Genomic DNA, 24,744 nt, shown 5'->3' on the forward strand with positions numbered 1-24,744 from the left:
CGTGGCAGCCGCCGCTGCTACAGGACACGTCCCGTCGTGATGCGCGATGCCCTGAGCCGCGCCTAAGACGGCATCGCACCCGAAGATGGCGATCGGCACATCCGCGCCATCCCGATTCGGCCTACCATCGGCGGCGATCCTCCCCACGGACGCCACCATGAACCCTGTTCTGCGCCGCGCTGCGTTCGCCGCGGCCTGCCTTCCGCTTGTCGCCGCCGCCCAGGCCGGCACCGCCACACCCGCCACCGCCAGCGCCACCGCGGACCGCCCGGGCGCCTACGATCCGCAGGCGCTGTTCGCGCCGCTGCAGTTGCCGCACCCAGCCAACGCCTACCGCAGCGGCGGCGGCGTGCCGGGCCCGCAGTACTGGCAGAACCGCGTCGACTACGACCTGCACGCCACCCTGGAGCCGGCCACGCACACGCTGCGCGGCCAGGAGACCATCACCTACAGCAACCGCAGCCCGGACGCGCTGGACGTGCTGTGGCTGCAGCTGGACCAGAACCTGTACCGCGCCGATGCCCGCGCCCGCACCCTGCGTGCCGCGCGCGCGGACCGGCCCGCGCCGCAGACCACCGACGGTTACCGCATCGCCAGGGTGGAACTGGAGCAGGGCGGCAAGCGCGTGCCGGCGACCTTCCTGATCGACGACACGCGCATGCGCGTGAACCTGCCGCAGCCGCTGGACAGCGGCAAGGCGCTCAAGCTGCACATCGACTACGCCTACACCGTCCCCGGCATCTGGGGCGGCCGTACCGCGGTCACCCCCACCGCCGACGGCGACATCTACGAGATCGCGCAGTGGTATCCGCGCATGGCCGTGTACGACGACCTGCGCGGCTGGGACACGCAGCCCTACCTGGGGGCGGAGTTCTACCTGGAGTACGGCGATTTCGACTACGCGGTGACGGTGCCGTGGGACTACCTGGTCGCCGGTTCCGGCGAACTGGTGAACCCGGCGCAGGTGCTCACCGCCACCCAGCGCCAGCGCCTGGCGCAGGCGGCCGCCAGCGACCGCACGGTGACCATCCGCGGCGCCGACGAGATCGGCGCCGCGGCCAGCCGGCCCAGCGCCAGCGGCACCCAGACCTGGCGCTTCCACATGGACCACACCCGCGACGTGGCCTTCGCCGCCTCGCCGGCGTTCGTCTGGGATGCGGCGCGGATCAACCTGCCCGAGGGCAAGCATGCGCTGGCGATGTCGGTGTATCCGCGCAGCGCGGTGGGCACCGACAAGTGGGGCCGCTCCACCGAGTTTGTGAAAGCCTCGATCGAACACTTCTCGCAGTGGTACCCGTACCCCTGGCCGGCGGCGGTGAACCTGGGCGGCCATGGCGCCGGCATGGAGTATCCGGGCATCGTCTTCGACGACATGGAGGACGGCGGCAAGCAGCTGTTCTGGATCACCGCGCACGAACTGGGCCACGGCTGGTTCCCGATGATCGTCGGCTCCAACGAGCGCCGCCATGCGTTCATGGACGAGGGCTTCAACACCTTCATCGACGTCTACGCCTCCGACGCGATCAACCACGGCGAATTCGCACCCAAGCGCGACGGCGAGTACGCGCCCGGCGGCGGCAACCCGGTGGACGAGATCCTGCCGTTGCTGGCCGACGCGCAGGCGCCGACCCTGCTCGATCGCGCCGACGCCACCAGCGAGACCTACCGGCATCCGCTGACCTACTTCAAGGGCGCGCTGGGCCTGGTGCTGCTGCGCGAACAGATCCTCGGCCCGGCGCGCTTCGATCCGGCGTTCCGCAGGTACATCGCCAGCTGGGCCTACAAGCATCCGACGCCGTCGGATTTCTTCCGGCTGATGGAGAGCGAGTCCGGCGAGGACCTGAGCTGGTGGTGGCGCGGCTGGTACTTCAACAACTGGCAGCTGGACATGGGCGTGCGCGCGGCCGCCTATGTCGACCACGACCCCGCCAAGGGCCTGCTGGTGACCCTGCGCAGCCGCCAGAAGCTGGTGATGCCGGCGACCTTGCGCATCGATTTCGCCGACGGCAGCCACCTGGACCAGCGCGTGCCGGTGGAGACCTGGATGCAGCAGGTCCAGCCGCAGATCCGCGTGCCGAGCACGCAGAAGGTGCTGCACGTGACCCTGGATCCGGATCATGTGCTGCCCGACGCCGACCGCAGCGACAACCGCCTCGATACGGTGAGCTGATCGCGCCGCGGCCATCCGCGCCGTCGTCGGCGTCGGATGGCCCGCGCAAACGTGCTGCGGCCGCAACATTTGCCGTTGCGCGCCGCCAGTGCGCGCTTGTCCCGATGCGGTGCACCGGCCTCGATCGCGCTGCGTGCGATGCGCGTGCGTTCGCCGTCATTGTCGACGACCTGTGGCCCACGCGGCGCGCGTGTAGACGGCCTGTCCCCGGCTGTCGCTGTCTGTCTCCTGCGGACCGTGCGTGTCCGCTTGTCCTGTCCTGCGTCGCGAACGGGGCGCGGGGTTCCAGTTCGGCGTCGCGGCGATTGCGTGGGCCGCAGCGCGCATTCCAAGAATGCCGCCGGCCCCCACGCCCCGTGCCGGCGCATGCGCGCAGCGCCATGCGTCCCGCACTCATCGCGACAACTGGGAGAGACAATCATGCAGCAGCAATTCCGCAGGGGCGCACTGGCGCTCGCGTTGGCCGCAGGCGCCACCCCGGCCTTCGCCGGCCCCGTCGGTTACGGGGCCAATACCACCGGCGGCGGCAATGCCATCCCGGTCAATGTCGCCACGATGGAGGCGATGCAGGCGGCGATCGACAACTACGCCGGTTCCGGTGGCTTGGTGCTCCACTACACCGGCAGCTTCAACTTCGCCAGCATCACCGACGTGTGCACCCAATGGAAACTGCCGGCCAAGACCGTGCAGATCAAGAACAAGCGCGACATCACCATCCAGGGCGCCAACGGCTCCTCGGCCAATTTCGGCGTGCGCGTGGTCGGCAACGCGCACAACGTCATCATCCGCAACATGACCATCGGCCTGCTGCCCGGCGGCGAGGATGCCGATTCGATCGCGCTGGAAGGCAATTCCAGCGGCCAGCCGTCCAACATCTGGATCGACCACAACACGATCTTCGCCTCGCTGACCAAGTGCCCGGGCGCGGGCGACGCCTCCTTCGACGGCGGCATCGACATGAAGAAGGGCGTCAACCACGTCACCGTGTCGTACAACTACATCCACGACTACCAGAAGGTCGCACTCAACGGCTACAGCGACAGCGACACCCAGAACGCCGCCGCACGCACCACCTATCACCACAATCGCTTCGAGAACGTGGAATCGCGCCTGCCGCTGCAGCGGCGCGGGCTCAGCCACATCTACAACAACTACTTCAACAACGTCTTCACCTCCGGCATCAACGTGCGCATGGGCGGGGTGGCGCTGATCGAAGCCAACTACTTCGAGAACATCAAGAACCCGGTCACCTCGCGCGACAGCAGCGAGATCGGCTATTGGGACCTGATCAACAACTACGTCGGCAACGGCATCACCTGGACCGTGCCGGAGAGCACCAGCAAGCCCTACGCCAACGCCACCACCTGGATTTCGTCCAAGACCTATCCCGAGCCGCTGGGCTACCTGTACACGGCGATTCCCGCCGCGCAGGTCAAGGCCAAGGTCATCGCCACCGCCGGCGCCGGCACCCATCTGGCGGAGTGAGGCGTGGCCGCCTCCGCGCCGCGGCGCGGAGGCGGCTGTCATGGAAGTGTCACCAAATGTATGCCGTTTGCGGCATTTCGGGAGATTGTCCGGTGCCGCGTTGCGCAGCGTGCGCGGCGGTGTCCGTCGACCGGGATCTGCCGTTTTCACGTGAATTTGATGCCGTATGGTGCCCAGAGGTCTTTTTCCCCATTCTTGTGCGTCCCTTTTCCCGATGTTGGTGCATCGTAAAAAATGTGCGCAGTTACGCATCAAGAATCGGACGGCGCCGCCGTTACCTAAAGCGAGTACCCGCACGGGACGTTCCTGATGCGGTCGGTGGAAGTGTGTTGTCCTTCTTCTCCGTCGCATCGCGTCCAGGCCGCAGGCCTGACGTTGTCTTGCGCGATCCCGGTCGTGGCGCGGGCTCCTCTCCTTTTCTCACCTGGTGCCCTCCACATGATCGGATTCCTTCAGCGCTACAACGTCGGGACGCGGCTCGCATCCGCCTTCGGCGTCCTCATCCTGCTCTCCTGTACGCTCGTCGTCGCGGGCCTGCTCACGTTGAAGCAGGCCCGCGAACTGATGGATACCATCGTCAATCGACGCATGCAGATCTTCGCCTACGCCAGCGAAATGCGCAGCGCCAGTTCGCAGATCGCGATCAACCTGCGCAATATCGTGCTGCCGACCTCCCATGAAGAGAACGAGGGTTTCGCCAGGGTCATCGAGCAGCAGCGCCAGTACTACGAGCAGACCCACGACAAGCTGTACGCGATTCCCAACACCAGTCCGGTCGGCGTGCAGATGCGCAAGACGATCGACGCTGCCTACCAGCGCACACGCAGTGCCAACCAGGAGGTGCTGGATCTCGGCATGGCCGACAAGGACGCAGAGGCGCTGAAGGTGCTGATGAGCAAGGCGGCGCCGGCGACCAATCTGTGGCGCGAGGCGATCGACACCTACGCCAACCGGCAGCGCGAGCAAAGCGCCAAGGCGTATGCGAGCGCCCAGGTGGCGATGGGCCGCGGCCGTGCCTTGCTGCTGGCCGGCGGCGCCATCGTGGTTCTGGTCAGCGGTGTGCTGGCCTGGTTGATCACGCGTAGCCTGACCGTGCCGCTGACCCGCGCTACCCGCGTTGCCGAGGACATCGCCAACGGCAAGCTCGACAACGACGTGCGTACCGATGCCCGCGACGAGACCGGCCGTCTGATGGTGGCGATGCAGGGCATGCAGCAACAGGTGCGCAACCTGATCGGCGCACAACTGGAGATGGCCAAGCGCCACGACGCGGGCGAAGTCAGCCACCGTATCGAAGTGCAGGCCTTCCCCGGCGACTACGGGCGCATGGCCGCCGAGACCAATGCATTGGTGGCCTCGCATCTGGCGGTCAAGAACCGCCTGGCGCAGATCATGGGCCGCTATGCGATCGGCGACCTGTCGCAAGACATGGACCGATTGCCTGGCGAGGAAGCGGTGCTGAGCCAGACCATGGACGAGGTCAAGGCCAACCTGTCGGCGATGAATGGGCAGATCAAGCAGCTGGCGATCGCCGCCGCCGACGGCGACTTCAGCGCGCGCGGCGACGCCGAGCGCTTCCAGTACGACTTCCGGGTGATGGTGGAGAGCCTGAACCAACTGATGGCCACCGCCGACGGCAACCTGCAGGCGCTGTCGACGCTGCTGCAGGCGATCGCCGCAGGCGACCTGACCGCACGCATGCACGGCGACTTCAGCGGCGTGTTCGCGCAGATGCGCGACGACGCCAATGCCACCGCCGAACAACTGGCCGGCATCGTCGGCCGCATCAAGCACTCGGCGGTATCGATCAACGCCGCGGCCAGCGAGATCGCCTCCGGCAACGACGACCTGTCGCGCCGTACCGAGCAGCAGGCCGCCAGCCTGGAAGAGACCGCCGCCTCGATGGAGGAACTGACCTCCACCGTGCGCCAGAACGCCGAGCATGCGCGCCAGGCCAACCAGCTGGCGGTCGGTGCCGCCGCGGTGGCCTCGCAGGGCGGCGCGGTGGTCGGTCAGGTGGTCGACACCATGAGCGGCATCGAGGCCTCGTCGAAGAAGATCGCCGACATCATCAGCGTCATCGACGGCATCGCCTTCCAGACCAATATCCTGGCCTTGAACGCGGCGGTGGAAGCCGCGCGTGCGGGCGACCAGGGCCGCGGTTTTGCGGTCGTCGCCACCGAAGTGCGCACGCTGGCGCAGCGCTCGGCCAATGCCGCCAAGGAGATCAAGACGCTGATCGACGACTCGGTCAGCCGCGTTGCCGAAGGCTCGGCGCTGGTCGACCAGGCCGGCAAGACGATGTCCGAGATCGTCAGCTCGGTGCAACGCGTCACCGACATCATGGGCGAAATCTCCGCGGCCTCGCAGGAACAGACGGCCGGCATCGAGCAGGTCAACCAGACCGTCACCCAGATGGACGAGGGCACGCAGCAGAACGCGGCGTTGGTGGAAGAGGCCAGTGCGGCGGCGCGTTCGATGGAGCAGCAGGCGGTGGAACTGAGCCAGGCGGTGGCGCTGTTCAAGCTGGACGCCGCGGCGGCCGCGCCGGTGGCGCAGGCGCCGCGGCGCCAGGCCAGCGCGACGTCGGCGGGCAAGCGCAGCGTCCGCCCGGCGGTGGCCACGGCCACCGCCGCACCGGTACGGCACGCGGCGCAGCCGGCTGCGGCCGTGGCGCTGGACACGGACTGGCAGGAATTCTGAATCGTAGCACGGGTGTCATCGGGCGGGCGGCGCAAGGCGCGCCGCCCGTTCTGTCGAAGGCCGGCGGTCGTGCTGCTGCCGGGATCGCGTCCAGCAGCCTGGACGCCCGCTGGTGCGGCCGCGATGCCGTGCCTGCCTCGGCGCGACGATCTGGTGCCGACCGATGCCAGGCCGCGTGCCTGTGCGCCGCGCGCTGCCCTCATCCCCGTCTTCGTTCTGCGCGCGTGCACGCCGCGCAGGCGGGCGTGTGCCGGTCTGCTTCACCTTAACGGCCGTCCCGCGTGCGCCCGACGCATCGCACACACGGCATGGCGTATCCGCTGACGTGCTTGGCTGCTGGCGCGCGACCCCGCGTTCCCTGTCGATATCAAGGCGTGATTGCGATCGCGCTCCTGGCCTGCGCCGTGCGCATGGACGGGCGGCGCGGTGCGCAATCGCTCATCTTTTTTTCTGGCCTCGCGTTTCTACCGCAAGCAAGCGCCATGCCGTCCATTGCAACACGACGTACACGCAGCCTTCACGCAAAAACGCCGATCCGGGCACTGTGTGAGCATGCCCTCCACACGCCGATGATGTGCCTGAGGGCGTTCAATAAATTCTTTGCAATCGCCTCTCAAGACGCGCGCGGAAGCGCCGTTACTTTGCCCGCACGGTAAGCGGGCTGCGTCATCAAGCGTTTGATTCGGAACGCTTTTTCACGGGTTGTTCATCTTGTTTCCATGCCGGCGCGCACGACGGCCAGTGGTCGCGTGCGCGATTCGGGGCGCTCCATTGCCTCTTCATTCCCCCAGACAGGCCTTTTCCATGATTGCTTTCCTTCAGCGCTACAACGTTGGCGCCCGGCTCGCCACCGCGTTCGGCATCCTCATCCTGCTGTCCTCGGCGCTGGTCGTCGCCGGGCTGTTCACCCTGTTCCAGGCGCGCGAGCGGCTGGACGGCATCGTCAACCGCAACATCGTCTCGATCCGCACCTCCAACGAGATGCTCAACGCGTGTTCGCTCATCGCCGTGAACGTGCGCAACATCGTGTTGCCGACCTCCCAGGAAGACAATCTGCGTTTCGCCAGGGTCATCACCGAACAGCGCGCGCGCTACCTGGCGGCACGCAAGCGGGTCGGGGACATTCCCAGCAGCGCGCAGAGCCAGGCCGTGCTGGCGGAGGTCGACCGCACCCGGCAGATGACCGTGGACATCAACAACCGGGTGATGGATCTGGGCATGCACGGCAAGCCGGATGAGGCGCTGGCCTTGCTGATGGCGCAGTCCGCGCCGTTGACGCAGAAGTGGCAGGACGCCATCGCCCGCTATGCCGATCTGCAGGCCTCGCGCAGCAGCGAGGCCTATGCGGCCGCGACGGCGGCGATGGCGCGTGGGCGCGCTATGCTCATCGCCGGCGGCCTGGCGGTGGTGCTGGTCAGCAGCCTGCTGGCGTGGATGATCACCCGCAGCCTCACCGTGCCGCTGGCCCGCGCCACCCGCGCCGCCGAGGCCATTGCCGACGGGCGCCTGGACAACGACGTGGCTACCGACGCGCGCGACGAACCCGGCCGCCTGCTGCTGGCGATGGGCCGCATGCAGACCCAGTTGCAGCGCTTCTCCCACGAGACCGCGTTGATGATCGAACTGCACGCGGACAAGGACATGCGCCACCGCATGCCGCAGGACTTCCCGGGCGTGTACGGCGAGTTGAGCAAGGGCATCAACACCATGATGTTCGAGCACCTGGACGCGATCGTCGACGCGATCGACGTGCTCAACGAATACGCCAACGGCGACCTGCGCCGCGACGCGCGTCGCCTGCCCGGCAGCCGCGCGGTACTGCACGAATCGATGGATGCGGCCAAGGCCAGCCTGCTGGCGATCAACACCGAGATCAAGCGCCTGGCCGCGGCCGCCGCGGCCGGCGACTTCAGCGCCCGTGGCGACGCCGACCGCTTCCAGCACGACTTCCGGCTGATGGTGCAGGACCTCAACGCGATGATGGAGGTCAGCGATCGCAACCTGGGCAAGCTGTCGTCCCTGCTGCAGTCCATCGCCTCCGGCGACCTGACCGCGCGCATGCAAGGCGACTTCCAGGGCGTGTTCGCGCAGATGCGCGACGACGCCAACGCCACCGCCGACCAGTTGACCGGCATCGTCGGCCGCATCCAGACCGCCGCGGTCAGCATCAATGCCGCTGCCAGCGAGATCGCCACCGGCAACGATGACCTCTCGCGCCGTACCGAGCAGCAGGCCGCCAGCCTGGAAGAAACCGCCGCCTCGATGGAGGAACTGACCTCCACCGTGAAGCAGAACGCCGAACACGCCCGCCAGGCCAACCAGCTGGCCAGCGGCGCAGCGGCGGTGGCCTCGCAGGGCGGCGCGGTGGTCGGCCAGGTGGTCGAGACCATGAGCGGGATCGAGGCCTCGTCGAAGAAGATCGCCGACATCATCGGCGTCATCGACGGCATCGCGTTCCAGACCAACATCCTGGCGCTCAACGCGGCGGTGGAAGCGGCGCGCGCCGGCGAGCAGGGCCGCGGCTTCGCGGTCGTCGCCAGCGAGGTGCGCACCCTGGCGCAGCGTTCGGCCAATGCCGCCAAGGAGATCAAGGCGTTGATCGACGATTCGGTGACCCGCGTCGCCGAGGGCTCGTCGCTGGTCGACCAGGCCGGCAGCACCATGCAGGAGATCGTGGCATCCGTGCAGCGCGTCACCGACATCATGGGCGAGATCTCGGCCGCCTCGCAGGAACAGTCGGCGGGTATCGAGCAGGTCAACCAGACCGTCACCCAGATGGACGAGAGCACCCAGCAGAATGCGGCGCTGGTGGAAGAAGCCACGGCGGCGGCGCGTTCGATGGAGCAGCAATCGGTGGAGCTGACCCAGGCGGTGGCGCTGTTCAAGCTGGAGGGCACGCATGCTGCAGCGCCGTCGCCAGCCCCGTCGCCGTCGCGCGCCAGGAATGTCGCGCCGACGACCACGCGCAGCCCGCGCCCGCAGACCGCGGCCGCGCCGGCACGACGCGCGCCGGCGTTCGCGGCGGCGGTGGCGCTGGACAAGGACTGGCAGGAGTTCTGATCCGACGCGGTCCGCTGCTGCGAACCGCTGTTGTGCGGCCGTCTTCTTCGGAAGGCGGCCGCTTGCGTTTGCGAGTCGCTGCCCGGCGTGCGCGATGGAGCACTGGATGCGAGTAGGCGGGCGGTGGGCCGCCGCGGAGACGTGCTGTGCGAACGTCGGCTGGCGCCCGGGCGGACGTCCTTCGGGGCCAGCAGGAGCGACGCCGCATGCGCAGGGCATCGCCCTCGCCGGATGCGGCGGCGGTCGGTCCCATCGGGCGACCGGGGCCATGGCCGTCAGCAGCCAAGCGCGCCGTGGCCGCCGGGTGCGGCCGCGGCGCATGGAGGGGCTTACTGCGGCGGACCGCTGCGCGGGGTCTTGATCACGTACGAGGTGATGTACTCGCCGTTGGAGCCGTAGACCACCACGATGGTGGTGTTGGCGTCGCGGTAGACCACGGTGGCGTTGCACGGGCAGCTCGCCGCGGCGGTGACCATGCCCAGCGGCTGGTTCTTCGCGTCGTTGATCGCGATCATCTGCTCCTCGGCGGCGCTGCCGATCGGCAGCCGCGCCTCGGTGCCCGGCGTGGCGGTGAGCACGGTGATGACCTCGTCCTGCAGCGAGTTGATCTGCACGAAACGCAGCCCGGCCTTCTCGAACGTGTAGACCTTGAACAGCGGCGACAGGCTGACGTTCTTCTTGCCGACGGGCAGGCGTTCGCCCATGCCCTGGATGGCATCGGCGGCGTTGAGCGGCACGCGCTCGGCGGCCTGCAGGCGGGGCACGGCCAGCGTGGCCGCCAGCATGGTCAGGGTCAGCAGCGGTTTGATCATGGTGTCTCTCCTTGTCTGGATGTACGGACCTGTACGCCATGGGACGAGCGGTGGCCGTGGTCCTTTCCGGCCGGAACGCCCGCAACGGGCCGTCTCCCGGTCCGTCGTCGCCTGCCGCCGCCTGGCTCCGCGTTCGCGCCCTCATCGGCAGGTACGGAGATAGGAGATCTGGCGGGCGTCGAGTTCAGTATTTCTGACGTTAGTATCGCTGTCAATATGCAAAATCAACGGGATGCGAAGAATTTGCCTGGCGACTGAATGTAAGGTTATTCCGTACTCCGTCCCGATCGTGCCGTTCCCAAGTGCTGCCGGGGAGGGACGCGCGCGCCAGGGAGGTCGCCCACATCGGGGCGCGGGGCCCGTTCCGCCGCCGCATGCGCGGATCGGCGCTGCGGTGCAGCAGCCACGCCGCGGGGGTGGGGCGATCGGTGGCCGCAACTGGCCAAACGCACGCGCAGCCGCACGCCGTCGCCGTCAGGCTGTATCGTGTCGCGTTTCCCGCACCCGACCCGACCGAGCCGATGTCGCATCCGTCCGCGCCTGTCCCGCCTGCCGCCGCTCCCGCCCTGCGCCATGCGCTGAAACCGCGGCAACTGATCATGATGGGGTTGGGCAGCGCGATCGGCGCCGGCCTGTTCCTGGGCTCCGGCGTCGGCGTGCACGCGGCGGGGCCGGCGGTGCTGGTCTCCTACCTGGTCGCCGGCGCCCTGGTGATCATCGTGATGAACGCGCTGGGCGAAATGGCGGCGGCCAAGCCGGCCAGCGGCGCGTTCTCGGTGTACGCCGCCGATGCGATGGGGCCGACCGCCGGCGCCACCGTGGGCTGGCTGTGGTGGCTGCAACTGGTGATCGTGATCGCCGCCGAGGCGGTGGGCGCCGCCGGCCTGCTGGCGACGGTGTGGCCGGGCCTGCCGGTGCCGCTGGCCGCGATCGCCTTCATGGCCGCCTTCACCGCGATCAACCTGCTGGGCGTGCGCAACTTCGGCGAGTTCGAATTCTGGTTCGCCATCCTCAAGGTCGCGGCGATCGTCGGCTTCATCCTGGTCGGCATCGCACTGCTGGCCGGCTGGCTGCCCGGGGTGGCCTCGCCGGGCCTGTCCAACGTCACCGGCAACGGCGGCTTCGCGCCGAAGGGGCTGGCCGGCATCGGCGCCGCGCTGCTGGTGGTGGTGTTCGCGTTCGGCGGCACCGAGATCGTGGCGGTGGCCGCGGCCGAGACCGCCGACCCGGAGCGCAGCATCGCCCGCGCCATCCGCACCGTGGCCTGGCGCATCCTGGTGTTCTACATCGGCTCGCTGAGCGTGATCATCGCGGTGGTGCCGTGGCAGAGCGAGGCGCTGCGGTCGCCGTTCGCCGCGGTGCTGCAGGCGGCCAACATCCCCGGCGCCGCCACCGGCATCACCCTGATCGCGGTGATCGCGCTGCTGTCGGCGCTCAACGCCAATCTGTACGGCGCCTCGCGGATGATCTTCTCGCTGGCCCAGCGCGGCGAAGCGCCGCGCGCGCTGGCCGCGTCCAGCCGGCAGCAGGTGCCGTGGCTGGCGGTGCTGGCCAGCGTGCTGTTCGGCTTCGTCGCCGCGGTGCTGGAACTGCTGTATCCCAACCGGGTGCTGCCGGTGCTGTTGAACATCGTCGGCGCCACCTGCCTGCTGGTCTGGACGATCTCGCTGCTGTCGCAACTGATCCTGCGCGCGCGCGCCGACCGCGCCGGCACCCGCCTGCCGTTCCGCATGCGCGGCTATCCGGTGCTCACGGTGCTGGCGCTGGCGATCCTGGCGCTGATCTTCGGCCTGCTGGTGGCCTCGCCGGACACCCGCACGCAGTTCCTGTCGATGGCGGCGCTGACCGCGGCCATCGCGCTGGTCAGCGGCGTGGCGCGGCGGCTGCGCGCGGGGTAGGGCGCAGCCGCCCCGTTGGGGGCATGCCGTTGCGGAGGGGTTTTCGGCCCGCTGGTTTGCCGATGGCCGGAGGGTGCTGCGCGTCGCGACTGAAGTCGCTCCCACAGGGGGTTTCGCTTGCGGCGTGAGTGTCGCTGGAGGGCGGCGCTGGTCGCCTTTTCGCGGGATCAACCGCGGCAGGCGTCCGCGGTAATGCCTGTCGCGGCTGAAGCCGCTCCTACCACCGCACCGACAGCTCGCAGCAATTCCGCTGTAGGAGCGGCTTCAGCCGCGACGCGCGTTGCGCTGATCCCGCGAAATGGACGCGCGCCGCTCAGCCCAGCAGCAGGCGCGCGCCCAGCGCGCACAGCAGCGCCGGCGGCATCACCAGCGCGCCGACCTTGAGGAAGCGCCAGAAGCCCACGTCCTCGCCCTCGCGACGGATCGCGGTCAGCCACAGGATGGTTGCCAGCGAGCCGGTGATCGACAGGTTCGGGCCCAGGTCCACACCGATCAGCAGGGCGTCCACCACCAGTTGCGGCGGCTGCGCCTGGGCCACGGTGGTGCTGGCGATCAGCCCGGCGGGCAGGTTGTTCATCAGGTTGGAACCGAAGGCCAGCACGGTGCCGGCGATGCCGGCGGTGGCCTGCGGCGACTGCGCGGCGGCGTCGGCCAGGGTGCGCGCGAGCAGTCCGATCACGCCGGTGCGCGACAGCGCCTCCACCAGCACGAACAGGCCGGCCACCAGCGGCAGCACCGACCACGACACCGCCTTGGCCATCGGCAGCGGCGACTGCCGGCCGCCCAGGCAGACCACGCCCAGCGTGGCCAGGCCGGCCAGGCAGGTCGGCAGGCCCAGGTCCAGGCCCAGCGCGGACACGCCCACCAGCAGCGCGGCGGTGGCGAGGATGCCGACCAGGGCGAAGGTGCCGCCGCGGGTCAGCGGCACCGTGTCCACGCGCGCGGCGCAGCGGCCGGTCAGGTCCTTGCGCTCGGCCCAGCGCAGCATCGCGAAGGTCACCCCGATCGCCAGCAGCGACGGCAGCGCGAACGCGGCCATCCACGCGCCCAGGCTCGGCATCTTGCCGCCGTACAGCACCAGGTTGGCGGGGTTGGAAATCGGCAGCACGAAGCTGGCGGCGTTGGCGATCAGCGCGCAGGCGAACAGCAGCGGCAGCGGCTTGGCCCCGGCCTTGCGCGCGGCCGCGTACACCGCCGGGGTCAGCACCACCGCGGTGGCGTCGTTGGACAGGAACGCGGTGACCACGATGCCGACGCCGAACACCAGCGCGAACAGGCGCTGGGTCGAACCCTTGGCCAGGTTCACCGCATGCATCGCCACCCAGTCGAACAGGCCTTCGGCGCGGGCGGTCTCCGACAGCAGCATCATGCCGATCAGGAACAGATAGACGTCCAGGCCCTTGAGCACCGCCTGCCAGGCCTCGCCGCCGGGCATCAGCCCCAGCGCCATCAGCAGCAGCGCGCCGCCCACCGCCCAGCACGCCTCGGGCAGCTTGAACGGCCGCGCGATCACCCCGGCCGTGGCCAGTGCGCAGATGCCCCAGGTGGCGAGATTGGCCGTGTGCGCGCCGGGCATGCTCATGCCGCTGTTGCCGTAGCGCGGGCGCCAAGGCGCGCGCGCGAGGAGGTCGCCGCGACAGGGCAGGGGAGGGCGATGGGGGCGGGCGCGGGCATGGGGCGTCGGGGCAGGCGTGGGGCGGGGAAGGATAGCGTGTGGGACATGAAGCCGGGACTCGGGACCCGGGGCCCGGGAAACAGCGCAAGCGATGTCCCGCGCGGTGCTGGCCGGGTCCAGCTTCGCTTCGCGATCGCGACGGTCCCGCCAAGCCTCGCTGCATAGCGGTCAAACGCGAAAGAAGGGCGCCTCTGGTCGCTCGCTTTCGCCACACTCAAGCTGGATCCAGCTTGCTTGGTGGAAGCGGCTTCAGCGCACCTCGAATGCCCCGCGTCGGCGACGCATCACGCCGTTGTAGGAGCGGCTTCAGCCGCGACAGGCTTTACCGGGAACGCCTCGTCGCGGCTGAAGCCGCTCCTGCCACAGACTGCCCGTCATTATTCGCGGTGCCCGGACGTCGCTCCCGCGCTTCCCGGTCCCGGATCACGGGTCCCGGCTCTACCGCAGATGGCGCGCGATCCACCCCTGCACGAACGCCACCGGCGCGATCCGTGGCGGCGGCGTCAGTCCGGCGCTGCGCACGAAGCCGGCAGCGGCCTGGGCCAGCGCCTGGTTGGCGCGGCGCACGGCCTGTTGCGCGGCCGCCTGCTGCTGGCGCAACTGCACCAGGTGCAGCGACGGCCGCCCGGGCGGGGCGAACTTCTGGTCGCGCCGCAGCACATCGGCGGACAGGCGGGTGGCTTGTGCGGCTTGGTGCAGGGCCTCCAGCGCGTCCAGCACCTGCAGCAGCCAGCGTCCGCTGTCGCTGAGTTGCAGGGCGGTGGCGTCGTCGCATGCCGGCACCAGCAACGGCGGAACCGCCGCGTCGGCGATCGTCGCCGCACTCGGTTCCAGGGCGCGCAAACGGGCGTGGAAGGCGGTCTGCGATGAGGAGGGGGCGGTCGCCATGCTCGGCCTGTGCGCGAAAGCGCGGACTGTACGCGCTTTCGCGCGGCGCCGTGCAGCCGACAGCGCGGCGATGTGCTTGCGCTACTCCGCGCCGGGGTGGGGTGTCGCCGCCGCGCTGTGCAGGTGGGGCGTCACTGGCTCGGTCTGCGGCCGCGCCGTGGCGGCAGTGTGCACGTTGCGCCGCGAGCATCCGGTGGTGTCGCACGCATCCCGCTGCATTGAGCGGTGCTCCAGGACCGGCGGCGCGCGGCCTGGCCGGCTGCACCGTCGCGCACGCGCGCGCAGCGCAGGCCGGTGGCTCAGTTGTCGGCGGCGGTCGGCGTGGCGGCGTCGCTGCGCTTCTGCGCGAACAGCCACTGCCACATCTTGGGATCGCGGTAGGTGGCATCCCAAGCGTTGTGGTTGCCCTGCGGGTACTCGGTATAGCGCACGTCGGCGTCGAGGTTCTTGAACGCGCGGACGATCTTGCGGTCGTCGTGCGGCAGCACCACGTCGTCCTGGGCGCCGTGGAAGATCCAGACCGGCACGTGCCGCAGGCGCTGCGCCAGCGCGCTGTAGGGATCGGCCAGGTAGGCCACCGGCGTCACCACCAGGTACTCGCGGTCCTCGTGCGGGGACAGGATCGCGCCGCAGATCGGCACCAGCGCGGCGAAGCGCTGCGGCTGCTTCAGAGCGATCTCCCAGGTGCCGTAGCCGCCCATCGACATGCCGGTCAGGTAGGTGCGCTGCGGGTCGCCGTTGAATTCGGCGCTGCTGTCGTCCAGCGCCTGCAGCGCCATGGTCGCGTTGACGCCGTTCCATTCCTCGCCGTCGGGCACCTGCGGCATCACCACCAGGGCCGGGAAATCGGCCAGGTGGCGGCGCAGGTACGGGCCCAGTCCGGACGTGGTCTGGTCGCGGCCGTCGTCGCCGCGCTCGCCGGAGCCGTGCAGGAACAGCACCACCGGCACCGGACCTTGGCGATGCGCCGGCGCCGGCACGAACACCTGGTAGCGATAGACGCGGCCGTCGAGGGTGAGCTGGCGGCTGACGAAGTGGCCGGTGGACGGGTCGCTGGGCAGGCTGCTGCATCCGACCATCGACAGACACAGCAGAAGCAGCAGCGAACGCATCGACATGGCCGGCCCTCGGATGGTAAGCCCGCAGTATCGTGGTCGGGGCATCCCCGCGACAACCCGGGCAGCGGCGGCGGACATGCGCCAGTCAGCCGGCGGCGGTGGCGGGGTAGCGCGTCAGGTGCTGACCCCGGGCGAGGGAGGGCGTGCAATGGGGCGGGGATTGGGGATTGGGGATGAGCGCTGCGGGTCGGTCGACCTGGCGGCGCGGCGCATGGCGTGCGTCTCGTCCGGTCGGGCCTGCCGATGCGGCGATGACGGCGTCGGACGTTGCTTCCCGCGGCGCCGTGTCGTGCGCCTGCTGCGTGGTGCCGCAACCGTGGATGGCGTCGAGGCCTTTCACGTACGTCGAGGTCGGCGCCTCCGCGCCGCGGCGGCGGCCGCGTGCGGTTCGCTCCTGTCCCCGGCGCTTCCTGTCTCCGCGATGCCGCCGACCGGCGCAATCCCGCGGCGAGCGCCCGCCGCGCTAGAGCAGGACCAGCGTGGCCAGGCCGAGGAAGCTGAGGAAGCCCATCACGTCGGTCAGCGTGGTCAGGATCACCCCGCCGGCCAGCGCCGGATCGAAGCCCAGGCGCTTGAGCGTCAGCGGCACCAGCACGCCGCCCAACGCGGCGGTGAGCAGGTTGATGGTCAGCGCCGAGCCGATCACCAGCGACAGCAGCGGCTGCTTGAACCATAGCAGCACGATCAGGCCCAGGCCGATGCCCAGCGCCAGACCGTTGATCAGCGCCACCGACAGTTCCTTGCGCAGCAGCACGATCACGTTGGAGGCGCCGATCTGGCCCAGGGCCAGGCCGCGCACCATCAGCGCCAGCACCTGGGTGCCGGCGTTGCCGCCCATGCCGGCCACGATCGGCATCAGGGCGGCCAGCGCCACCAACTTGGCGATGGTGCCTTCGAACTGGCCGACCACGCTGGAGGCGATGAAGGCGGTGCCCAGGTTGATCGTCAGCCACAGCAGGCGGCGCCGGAACGCGCGCCGCACCGGGCTGAACAGGTCTTCGTCCTCGTCCAGGCCGGCCGCGCTCATCGCCTGGTGCTCGGCCTGGTCGCGGATGATGTCGACCACGTCGTCGATGGTGATGCGGCCGAGCAGGATGTTGTTGTCGTCCACCACCGGCGCGGAGATCCAGTCGTGGTCGGAGAACTGCCGCGCAACCTCGTCGGCGCCTTCGCCGACGTCGATGGCCGGCTGCTCGTCGTCGATCAGGCGGTTGATCGGCGTGGAGTCCTCGTGGGTCACCAATGCCGCCAGCGACACCCGCCCCAGGTACTGGTGGCGGCGGCTGACCACGAACAGGTGGTCGGTGTGGTCAGGCAGCTCGCCGCGCAGGCGCAGGTAGCGCAGCACCACGTCGACGTTGACGTCGGCGCGCACGGTGACCACGTCCGGGTTCATCAGGCGGCCGGCGCTGTTCTCGGGATACGACAGCACCTGCTCGAGCCGCTCGCGGTTCTCGCGGTCCATCGACTTGAGCACTTCGTCGATGACCGTGTCCGGCAGATCCTCGACCAGGTTGGCGAGGTCGTCGATGTCCAGGTCTTCGACCGCGGCGACGATTTCGTCCGGGTCCATGTCCGCGAGCAGGCTCTCGCGCACTTCCTCGCCGACGTGGACCAGCACCTCGCCGTCGTCCTCCGGATCGACCAGCCCCCACACCACCTCGCGCTTGCCCGGCGGCAGCGACTCCAGCAGGTTGCCGATCTCGGCCGGCGCCAGCGTATTGACCAGTCGGCGCACCGGGCCCAGACGCCCGCTGTCCAGCGCATCGGACAGCATGCGTAGCTGCCGCGCGGTCTTGTCGTGGCGGACGGCGTCGGCCATGCGCTGCTCCCTTGGGGTGAGGCCGCGCTCCGAAGAAACGCGGTCGGTCAGATGTTCATCCCCACATTATCGCCTGCATGTTGCGGGAAGCACAGTGCCCGTCGACTGGCGCCAGGACTTCGTGAGTTGGGATCGCGCGCGGTATCGTCAGAGCCTGCGGTGCTGTGCTTTGTTGTGAGAGCGGCAGAGCATGCTTTTCCATCAGATGATGCCTGCCGCGCCACTATACAGTGATGGAATCAGTACGTGAAATAAGAGTTCGCCGGCTTCAGGTTGTAACTGGATTTCCTGCAGGCGGTCTGCGCTGGGTTGATTCAGATTGGCTGCATCGCGTCCGGCGTGCAGTGGCTCATCCTTTATTTTCCGATAAAGGTGTGAAGCAAATAATTTGAGTAATCAGCAATACCGTTCCTCCTGGTACGTGGGTATCCCGTTTTACCAATCGGCCCTTCACTCGAATGGGGAGTGGATTGCTTGCTCCATGAAGCGCTGGTTGTCTGAATGCCGATTTCCGAAATTTTCTGACTAAAGTCGTGGTTTTTAGGTTTTCTGCGAATTCAAGCCACAAGCCAGATCCGGGTTTTTTTTCACAATCCTGGATGGAGACGCCGTGTCTGGTTCCAAGATAGCAGCCTGCTATGGTGATCTCTTGGTCCCAGGATGGGTTCGTTATCAGTTGATGGACTGAAATGTCTGAAGTGGAATCTTGGCAGATTTGTGCGGGCGCGTGATGTGGGGTGGTGGCCATCAATAGGTAAGTTAGTGCTAGGCTTTTCATGGCTCGCACTTTCCAAGGTTGCAGGTTGTTTCTACACTAGCTTTTGCTTGTTCACTGATATCGCTTTCGTTGCGCCCTGTGCCTGGCTCCCAAAAGCCCCATGGTGATCGGACCTGCAGGGACTCATGATAAGCAGCTTCCGCTCGATATGCTCGGTACTCGCCTCTGAGTAGTTCCTTGCGACTGTTGGTCATCGGATCAAGGCCCCTTTTCAGTCGCTCGCGTTGATCGACTCCATGTGATCCCTCGTGGAGTGCGGTCGCGTCTAGTATGTTTTGCGCACTCGTATCGCGATCACTCATGCTTTTGATTGCTGACATGTTGAATGAGACGGTGGTGGTGGAGCCGATTGTTTCGGCCTTTCCATACGCTTCTATGTCGGTGTCATTTACCGCAACGCCATTGTCTACGCCTTCCTTCCCGTAGAAATTAGCCACAGCGGCGGATCGGGCGTCTTTGATCAGGGTGCCGGTCTGTGCGCGAGCCGATTGTGCGATTGAGCGGAGCGCCTTTCTTATACCCGTGCATAGTTCTTTGCTTCCCTTGCATACATAACGTCCATCCGGATCGATCGCTGAGAAGGGATTGTTTGCTGCATAGGCATATCTGTTGAAGTTGGCTCCATTTTGCCGAGTCATTACTGGGTCAATTGACAAAAATCGTTCTATGCCGGAATCATAGTAACGTTGCTGCATGTATGTAAGGCCGGTGGTCGCATCTTCGACATGACCGGTATAGCCGGGGCCATCGGCTTTCTGTGGGTTGAGAAGCGAGCCGAAAGGGTTCATAGTCGCGGCGTTCCGTGGTGTTTCGGTCTTTATCTGAAATGGCCACGATTGAGCCCAATGCATCTGTGTGGATGTAGTGCACTGTTTGTGCTGATGCGAATAATGGGAATGCGTTTAGTATGAAAATTGCAATCCAATTGCAGCGTGAGCACATGGGGTGATCCTGAAAATCGGAAGTTTCGATTTATTGGCAAGAAATTTTTAGGTATTAAGGATGTCTTCGCATTTCTAAGTGGCACATGCAAGCCAGCGCTCGATGCCCTTGCGGTCGCGCGCCTGCAGCAGCTTGATGCCGCGCTGACGCAGCGCCTGCAGGTCGGTGTCGCGGATCACCTGGCGCACTTCCAGCATCGTCGCCGGGTGCAGGCTGAACTCGCGCAGCCCCAGCGCCAGCAGCATCGGGGTCAGCGCGGGGTCGCCGGCGATCTCGCCGCACACCGCCACCGGCTTGCCATGCGCCTGGCCGGTGGCGATCACCTGCGCGATCAGGCGCAGCACCGCCGGATGCAGCGGCGAATACAGCTCGGCCAGCGCCTCGTTGTTGCGGTCGGCGGCGAGCAGGTACTGCACCAGGTCGTTGGTGCCGATCGACAGGAAGTCGATGGCGTCGATGAAGGTGTCCAGGGCGATCGCCGCCGCGGGGACCTCGATCATCGCGCCGAGCGTTACCCGCTCGGCGATGGCGTGGCCGTCGCGGCGCAACTGCGCGGCGATGCGCTTGAGATGGCGGCGCATCGCCATCAGCTCCTCGCGCGTGCTGATCATCGGCACCAGCACCCGCACCGGCCCGTAGGCCGAGGCGCGCAGCAGCGCGCGCAACTGGGTGTCGGAGACCTTGGGCCGGGCCAGCGACAGGCGCACGCCGCGCAGCCCCAGCGCCGGGTTTTCTTCGTTGCTCATGGTCAGCCCGGTGCGGTCGGCCTTGTCCGCGCCCAGGTCGAGGGTGCGGATGGTCACCGGCCGGCCGCTCATGCCCAGCACCGCGTCGCGGTAGGTGCGGAACTGCTCTTCCTCGTCGGGCAGGGCGTCGCGCTGCAGGAACAGGAACTCGGTGCGGTACAGGCCCAGGCCGTCGGCGCCGAGCGCATGCGCGCGGGCCACGTCGTCGCGCGACTCGGCGTTGGCCAGCAGGGTGATGTCCACGCCGTCGCGGGTGCGGCTGGGCTTGGAGCGCAGCTTGCCCAGGCTGCGCTGCAGCTTGGCCTGGTCGCGCACGCGGCTGCGGTAGTCGCGCAGGTCGTCCGGGGTCGGGTCGACCAGCACCGCGCCCTGGCTGCCGTCGATGATCAGCACGTCGCCGTCGTTGATCTTCTGCAACGCATCGGCGACGCCGACCACCAGCGGCAGGTGCAGGCTGCGCGCCAGGATCGCGCTGTGCGACAGGGTGCTGCCGGCGCTGGTGACGATGCCGACCACGCCCTGCGCCTGCAGTTGCGCCAGCTCCGACGGCGCCACGTTCTCGCACACCAGGATCTCGCCGGCCAGGCCGTCGCTGTCCGGCTGGCGCTTCTGCAGGAACGCATGGATCCGCCCGATCACATGGTCCAGGTCGTCCATGCGGCTCTTGAGGTAGGCGTCCTCCATGTCGTCGAACACGGTTGCCAGGCGGTCGCGCTGCAGGCGCAGCGCGTAGTCGGCGCTGTAGCGGCCGGTGCGGATCAGTTCGTCCAGGCCGTGCAGCAGTTCCGGGTCGTCGAGCAGCAGCGCGTGCAGGTCGAGGAATTCGCCGACCTCCTTGGCCAGGGCGCCGTGCAGGCGCTGGCGCAGGCCGTGCATCTCTTCGCGCGCGGCATCCACCGCGCGGTGCAGGCGATCGAGTTCCCCGGGGATCTGCGCGGCGCCGATGCGTTGCTCGGCCACCTCCAACGCGTGCGGCAGGCGCACCCGCGCCCGGCCCAGGGCATTGCCGCGCGATGCGCCATGGCCGGCGATGCGCACGCTCATTGCGCCTGCCCCGTGCGGCGGCACCGCGTCCCTGCCTGCGGCCGCCGGCGGCGCATGCTCAGCTGTCCTCGTCGAAGCGCCGCTCGAACAGGTCGACCACGGCCTTGAGCGCCTCGGCTTCGTCGGCGCCGTCCACCCGCACCGTCACCGGCGTGCCTTGCGCGGCGGCCAGCAGCATCACGCCCATGATGCTCTTGGCGTTGACCTCGCGGCCCTTGGCCGCAAGCGTGGCGTTGCAGCGGAACGAAGACAGCGTCTGCACCAGCTTGGCGGTGGCGCGGGCGTGCAGGCCGAGGCGGTTGGAGACCAGCAGTTCGCGTTCAAGCATCGTCGATCACCACGCCGTTGCGCGAGCCGGCGGCGGCCGTCGCGGGCAACTGCTCCAGTCCTTGTTCGGGGTAGTTCATGATCCGCAGCAGCATCGGCAGGCTCAATGCCGAGACGCGCCGTACCGGCGTGCCCAGGCGCGCCAGCCGCGCGGCGAGGTTGCTCGGGCTGGCTCCGTACAGATCCGTCACCACCAGCACGCCATCGCCATCGTCCACCCGCCGCAACGCGGCCGAGGCCTGCGGCAGCAGCGCATCCAGGTCGGCATCGAACGGCACCTCGAACGCTTCGGTCTTCAGCGGCAACTGCCGCAGCAGTCCGGTGGCCACGCGCAACAGCGACGCACCGATTCCGGGATGAGTGATGAGGAGAATGCCGCAAGCCATGGGAGAACGTTAACAGGTCAGGCAGGGCGCAGGGAATGGCCGGAAGCCGGGATTGGCGATTCGAACGTGGGGGTGAGCGCGTCTGCGCGCGCCGAGGCAGGTGGCCTGTAGGAGCGGCTTCAGCCGCGATGCGACGGGGCATGGCCGCGGCTGAAGCCGCTCCTACGGAAATGCGGGGGCCGCGATTCGTCTACAGATTCGCGCGCCGCGCTTGCGCCACAGCGCGCGCAGACGCGCCCATCCCCAATCCCCAATCCCGGCTTTCGATCAATCCTGCTCGCGATGGAAGGTCGCCACTTCCGGCCAGCCCTGTTCGCGGGCGTGGCGGGCCAGGCGTTCGGCCAGGTACACCGAGCGGTGCTTGCCGCCGGTGCAGCCGAAGGCGATGGTGACGTAGCTGCGGGTGTCGTTGCGCAGCCGCGGCAGCCAGGTGTCCAGGAAGTCGATCAGCTGCGCGGTGTAGCGCTGCACGTCCGGTTGCGCGTCCAAGTAGTCGCGCACGCCGCTGTCGCGGCCAGTCATCGGACGCAGTTCCGGGTCCCAGTGCGGGTTCGGCAGCACCCGCGCATCGAACACGAAATCCGCCTCGGCCGGCACGCCGCGCTTGTAGGCGAAAGACTCGAACAGCAGCGACAGGGTGTTCTCGGCGGACAGCGCGAACTCGGTGGTGACCCGCCGGCGCAGCTGGTGCACGTTGAGCGAGCTGGTGTCGATCACCGCATCGGCCTCGCGGCGCAGCGGCTCGGTCAGCGCGCGCTCGCGCTCGATCGCCTCCGGCAGCGACAGGCCCTGGTGCGACAGCGGATGGCGCCGGCGGGTGTCGGCGTAGCGCTTGATCAGCGCCTCGTCGTTGGCGTCGAAGAACAGCAACCGTGCGTCCAGGCCGAACTGCGCCACCGCCTCGCGCCAGCGCGCGAGCTGGGTCAGGTCGCTGTGGCGGCTGCGCACGTCGATGCCCACCGCCAGCTTGCTGGGGCCGGCATCCTCGCGCACCAGGCTCTTGACGAAGGCCGGCAGCAGTTCCACCGGCAGGTTGTCGACGCAGTAGTAGTCCAGGTCCTCGAAGGTCTTCAGCGCCACCGACTTGCCGGAGCCGGACAGGCCGCTGACGATGACCAGCGTGGACATATTGGCGCCGGCGGTCATGGGCTGCGCCGCTCCAGCAGGTTGCTGTGGCGGGCGATGAACATCGCCGCCGGGTCGATGCCCTTGGTGCGCAGGATGTGCAGGCGTGTGGCCGCCTCGGTCAGCACCGCCAGGTTGCGGCCGGGCATCACCGGCAGGGTGATCAGCGGCACGTCCAGGTCCAGCACGTGGCGGGTGCCGGAATCGCCGGTGAGGCGCTCGTAGCCGTGGGGCGTGGGCTCGGTCATGGGCCGGGTCAGGTGCACGATGAGCCGAAGGTACTTGTTCTTCTTTACAGCCGTATCGCCGAACATCTCGCGCACGTTCAGCACGCCCAGTCCGCGCACCTCCAGCAGGTCCTGCAGCAGTTCCGGGCAGGTGCCGTCGAGCACGTCCGGGGCGATCTGGGTGAATTCGGGGGCGTCGTCGGCGACCAGGCGATGGCCGCGGCTGAGCAGTTCCAGCGCCAGCTCGCTCTTGCCCGAGCCGGCCTCGCCGGTGATCAGCACGCCGATCGAGTAGATCTCCATGAACACGCCATGCAGGATCACGCGCGGCGCCAGGGTCCGTGCCAGGTGGTAGGACAGGTGGTTGAGCAGTTCGTGGCCGCGCTTGGGCGAGACCCACAGCGGCGTATCGGATTCGTCGGCGGCCGCGCGCAGGTCTTCCGGGCACGACTGGTTCTTGGTGACCACCAGCGCCAGCGGCCGCACCTGCACGATCTTCTCGATGGTTTCCCAGCGCTGGCGCGCGTCCAGCGAATCCAGCCAGGCCAGTTCCTCGGTGCCGAGGATCTGCACCTTGTTGGGGTAGATGGTGTTGAGATAGCCGGCCAGCGACGGACGCCGCGAGACCGCATTGCCGGCCTCCAGCACCCGGTGTTCGCCCTTGTGCCCGGCCAGCCAGCGCAGGCCCAGGCGGTCGCGCTGCTGGTCGAACAGTTCGCGTGCGTCGATGCTGGTGTTCATGCGGCGGCCCGTGGCGCGCCGCCGAGCAGCGCATACAGTGCGGCGGCGTCCGGCGCATTGCGCAGGGCGTCGCGGAATTCCTCGATGGAGAACTGCTCGGCCAGTTCGGACAGCAGCATCAGGTGTTGGTGGGTGTAGTGCGCCGGCACGGCCATGGCGAAGACCAGGTCGACCTGGGTGCCCTGGCCGTCGAAATCGATCGGCTGCTGCAAGCGCAGCAGCGCGCCGCGTGGGGCGTCCAGGTCCGGCGCGCGGCCGTGCGGGATGGCGATGCCGTGGCCGATGGCGGTGCTGCCGAGCCGTTCGCGCTCGCGCAGGCTGGCGAAGAGTTCATCGGCACCGGCCTGCTGGCAGGCCAGCAGGCCGGCGGCGGTGTGCAGCAGGGTGTCGCGATCGGCGGCCGCAAGCACCTGGGTGCTGACGGCCGCCATCAGATCGGTCAAGGGCATGGCGGCGCAACGTGGGGAGGATCACGCGAGATTGTCGCGCACCTCGGCCGCATGGTGGTCGTGCTTCTTTTCCTTGTGCTTGATGATCAGCCGGTCCAGCTTGTCGGCGAGCAGGTCGATCGCCGCGTACATGGTCTGCGCGCTGGCGTCGGCGTGCAGGGTGCGGCCGGGGACGTTGACGGTGGCCTCGACGTGATGCTCGGGCTTGCGCAGCGCCAGCTGGGCGCGGACCTCGATGGTTTCCTCGTAGTGTCGCTTCAGCCGTTGCAGCTTGGTCTCCACGTACTCGCGCAGGGCGGGGGTGACTTCGATCTGCTGGCCGTAGGTCTCGATACGCATCGGATACTC

18 protein-coding genes are annotated in these 24,744 nt (G+C 68.3%); 5 read left to right on the forward strand and 13 right to left on the reverse strand.

Annotated elements, in window-relative coordinates; genetic code table 11:
* Positions 1-157: 157 nt before the first annotated feature.
* The 4 genes from NKJ47_RS07705 (at position 158) to NKJ47_RS07720 (ending at position 9,418) form a co-directional block, all read left to right on the forward strand.
* Positions 158-2,170, forward strand: coding sequence for a M1 family metallopeptidase (locus NKJ47_RS07705; RefSeq protein ID WP_254460895.1), 2,013 nt, complete (start codon positions 158-160; stop codon positions 2,168-2,170).
* A 420-nt stretch (positions 2,171-2,590) separates the two neighbouring features.
* Positions 2,591-3,655 (forward strand): pectate lyase family protein, encoded by a 1,065-nt coding sequence (locus NKJ47_RS07710; RefSeq protein WP_254460896.1) that lies wholly within the window; start codon positions 2,591-2,593, stop codon positions 3,653-3,655.
* 438 nt (positions 3,656-4,093) lie between these two features.
* Positions 4,094-6,358, forward strand: a complete 2,265-nt coding sequence (locus tag NKJ47_RS07715; protein ID WP_254460897.1) for a methyl-accepting chemotaxis protein — start codon at positions 4,094-4,096, stop codon at positions 6,356-6,358.
* 804 nt (positions 6,359-7,162) lie between these two features.
* Positions 7,163-9,418 (forward strand): methyl-accepting chemotaxis protein, encoded by a 2,256-nt coding sequence (locus NKJ47_RS07720; RefSeq protein WP_254460898.1) that lies wholly within the window; start codon positions 7,163-7,165, stop codon positions 9,416-9,418.
* Between the two features lie 329 nt (positions 9,419-9,747).
* On the opposite strand, the gene NKJ47_RS07725 is transcribed toward NKJ47_RS07720, so the two are convergent.
* Entirely contained in the window at positions 9,748-10,230 is a 483-nt protein-coding gene (locus tag NKJ47_RS07725; protein WP_254460899.1) for a hypothetical protein, read from the reverse strand.
* A 521-nt stretch (positions 10,231-10,751) separates the two neighbouring features.
* On the opposite strand from NKJ47_RS07725, the gene NKJ47_RS07730 reads away from it, so the two are divergent.
* Positions 10,752-12,128, forward strand: coding sequence for an amino acid permease (locus NKJ47_RS07730; protein ID WP_254460900.1), 1,377 nt, complete (start codon positions 10,752-10,754; stop codon positions 12,126-12,128).
* Positions 12,129-12,441: 313 nt separating this feature from the next.
* Here NKJ47_RS07730 and NKJ47_RS07735 read toward each other — a convergent pair whose 3' ends face one another.
* The 12 genes from NKJ47_RS07735 to hpf form a co-directional block, all read right to left on the reverse strand.
* Positions 12,442-13,710 carry an arsenic transporter gene (locus tag NKJ47_RS07735; protein ID WP_254460901.1) on the reverse strand — a complete coding sequence of 423 codons (1,269 nt, stop codon included), beginning with the start codon at positions 13,708-13,710 and terminating at the stop codon, positions 12,442-12,444.
* A 531-nt stretch (positions 13,711-14,241) separates the two neighbouring features.
* Positions 14,242-14,691 (reverse strand): hypothetical protein, encoded by a 450-nt coding sequence (locus NKJ47_RS07740; RefSeq protein WP_254460902.1) that lies wholly within the window; start codon positions 14,689-14,691, stop codon positions 14,242-14,244.
* A gap of 299 nt (positions 14,692-14,990) precedes the next feature.
* Positions 14,991-15,809: a prolyl oligopeptidase family serine peptidase gene (locus NKJ47_RS07745; protein WP_254460903.1), complete on the reverse strand. Its 819-nt coding sequence runs from the start codon at positions 15,807-15,809 to the stop codon at positions 14,991-14,993.
* A gap of 463 nt (positions 15,810-16,272) precedes the next feature.
* The gene (gene mgtE, locus NKJ47_RS07750) at positions 16,273-17,631 is read right to left on the reverse strand and encodes a magnesium transporter (RefSeq protein ID WP_254460904.1); all 1,359 of its coding nucleotides are present in this window, start codon (positions 17,629-17,631) and stop codon (positions 16,273-16,275) included.
* A gap of 774 nt (positions 17,632-18,405) precedes the next feature.
* Positions 18,406-19,197, reverse strand: coding sequence for an RHS repeat-associated core domain-containing protein (locus tag NKJ47_RS07755; RefSeq protein WP_254460905.1), 792 nt, complete (start codon positions 19,195-19,197; stop codon positions 18,406-18,408).
* 228 nt (positions 19,198-19,425) lie between these two features.
* Positions 19,426-21,141, reverse strand: coding sequence for a phosphoenolpyruvate--protein phosphotransferase (ptsP, locus tag NKJ47_RS07760; RefSeq protein WP_254460906.1), 1,716 nt, complete (start codon positions 21,139-21,141; stop codon positions 19,426-19,428).
* A gap of 58 nt (positions 21,142-21,199) precedes the next feature.
* Positions 21,200-21,469, reverse strand: a complete 270-nt coding sequence (locus NKJ47_RS07765) for an HPr family phosphocarrier protein (RefSeq protein ID WP_010344110.1) — start codon at positions 21,467-21,469, stop codon at positions 21,200-21,202.
* Complete coding sequence (locus NKJ47_RS07770; protein WP_254460907.1) at positions 21,462-21,854, reverse strand: PTS sugar transporter subunit IIA; 393 nt, start codon at positions 21,852-21,854, stop codon at positions 21,462-21,464. Before NKJ47_RS07770 ends, NKJ47_RS07765 begins: the two co-directional genes overlap by 8 nt.
* A gap of 267 nt (positions 21,855-22,121) precedes the next feature.
* A complete protein-coding gene (gene rapZ / locus NKJ47_RS07775; protein ID WP_254460908.1) occupies positions 22,122-23,000 on the reverse strand; it encodes an RNase adapter RapZ in 879 nt (292 codons plus the stop codon).
* Complete coding sequence (gene hprK, locus NKJ47_RS07780; RefSeq protein ID WP_254460909.1) at positions 22,997-23,947, reverse strand: HPr(Ser) kinase/phosphatase; 951 nt, start codon at positions 23,945-23,947, stop codon at positions 22,997-22,999. Before hprK ends, rapZ begins: the two co-directional genes overlap by 4 nt.
* A complete protein-coding gene (locus NKJ47_RS07785) occupies positions 23,944-24,396 on the reverse strand; it encodes a PTS sugar transporter subunit IIA (RefSeq protein WP_254460910.1) in 453 nt (150 codons plus the stop codon). Before NKJ47_RS07785 ends, hprK begins: the two co-directional genes overlap by 4 nt.
* A 21-nt stretch (positions 24,397-24,417) precedes the next feature.
* Positions 24,418-24,735 (reverse strand): ribosome hibernation-promoting factor, HPF/YfiA family, encoded by a 318-nt coding sequence (hpf, locus tag NKJ47_RS07790; RefSeq protein ID WP_254460911.1) that lies wholly within the window; start codon positions 24,733-24,735, stop codon positions 24,418-24,420.
* Positions 24,736-24,744 lie beyond the last annotated feature (9 nt).

It is taken from the genome of Xanthomonas sacchari, from assembly GCF_024266585.1.
GTDB lineage: Bacteria > Pseudomonadota > Gammaproteobacteria > Xanthomonadales > Xanthomonadaceae > Xanthomonas_A > Xanthomonas_A sacchari_C.

Bases quoted from the DNA above. Each gene is read 5' to 3' on its own strand.
- NKJ47_RS07740 (WP_254460902.1), bottom strand. From the start codon at position 14,691: ATGGCGACCGCCCCCTCCTCATCGCAGACCGCCTTCCACGCCCGTTTG.
- NKJ47_RS07770 (WP_254460907.1), bottom strand. From the start codon at position 21,854: ATGGCTTGCGGCATTCTCCTCATCACTCATCCCGGAATCGGTGCGTCG.
- NKJ47_RS07710 (WP_254460896.1), top strand. From the start codon at position 2,591: ATGCAGCAGCAATTCCGCAGGGGCGCACTGGCGCTCGCGTTGGCCGCA.
- NKJ47_RS07730 (WP_254460900.1), top strand. From the start codon at position 10,752: ATGTCGCATCCGTCCGCGCCTGTCCCGCCTGCCGCCGCTCCCGCCCTG.
- hpf (WP_254460911.1), bottom strand. From the start codon at position 24,735: ATGCGTATCGAGACCTACGGCCAGCAGATCGAAGTCACCCCCGCCCTG.
- NKJ47_RS07765 (WP_010344110.1), bottom strand. From the start codon at position 21,469: ATGCTTGAACGCGAACTGCTGGTCTCCAACCGCCTCGGCCTGCACGCC.
- NKJ47_RS07720 (WP_254460898.1), top strand. From the start codon at position 7,163: ATGATTGCTTTCCTTCAGCGCTACAACGTTGGCGCCCGGCTCGCCACC.
- NKJ47_RS07705 (WP_254460895.1), top strand. From the start codon at position 158: ATGAACCCTGTTCTGCGCCGCGCTGCGTTCGCCGCGGCCTGCCTTCCG.
- NKJ47_RS07785 (WP_254460910.1), bottom strand. From the start codon at position 24,396: ATGCCCTTGACCGATCTGATGGCGGCCGTCAGCACCCAGGTGCTTGCG.
- NKJ47_RS07745 (WP_254460903.1), bottom strand. From the start codon at position 15,809: ATGTCGATGCGTTCGCTGCTGCTTCTGCTGTGTCTGTCGATGGTCGGA.
- hprK (WP_254460909.1), bottom strand. From the start codon at position 23,947: ATGAACACCAGCATCGACGCACGCGAACTGTTCGACCAGCAGCGCGAC.
- NKJ47_RS07735 (WP_254460901.1), bottom strand. From the start codon at position 13,710: ATGAGCATGCCCGGCGCGCACACGGCCAATCTCGCCACCTGGGGCATC.
- NKJ47_RS07755 (WP_254460905.1), bottom strand. From the start codon at position 19,197: ATGAACCCTTTCGGCTCGCTTCTCAACCCACAGAAAGCCGATGGCCCC.
- mgtE (WP_254460904.1), bottom strand. From the start codon at position 17,631: ATGGCCGACGCCGTCCGCCACGACAAGACCGCGCGGCAGCTACGCATG.
- NKJ47_RS07725 (WP_254460899.1), bottom strand. From the start codon at position 10,230: ATGATCAAACCGCTGCTGACCCTGACCATGCTGGCGGCCACGCTGGCC.
- ptsP (WP_254460906.1), bottom strand. From the start codon at position 21,141: ATGAGCGTGCGCATCGCCGGCCATGGCGCATCGCGCGGCAATGCCCTG.
- NKJ47_RS07715 (WP_254460897.1), top strand. From the start codon at position 4,094: ATGATCGGATTCCTTCAGCGCTACAACGTCGGGACGCGGCTCGCATCC.
- rapZ (WP_254460908.1), bottom strand. From the start codon at position 23,000: ATGACCGCCGGCGCCAATATGTCCACGCTGGTCATCGTCAGCGGCCTG.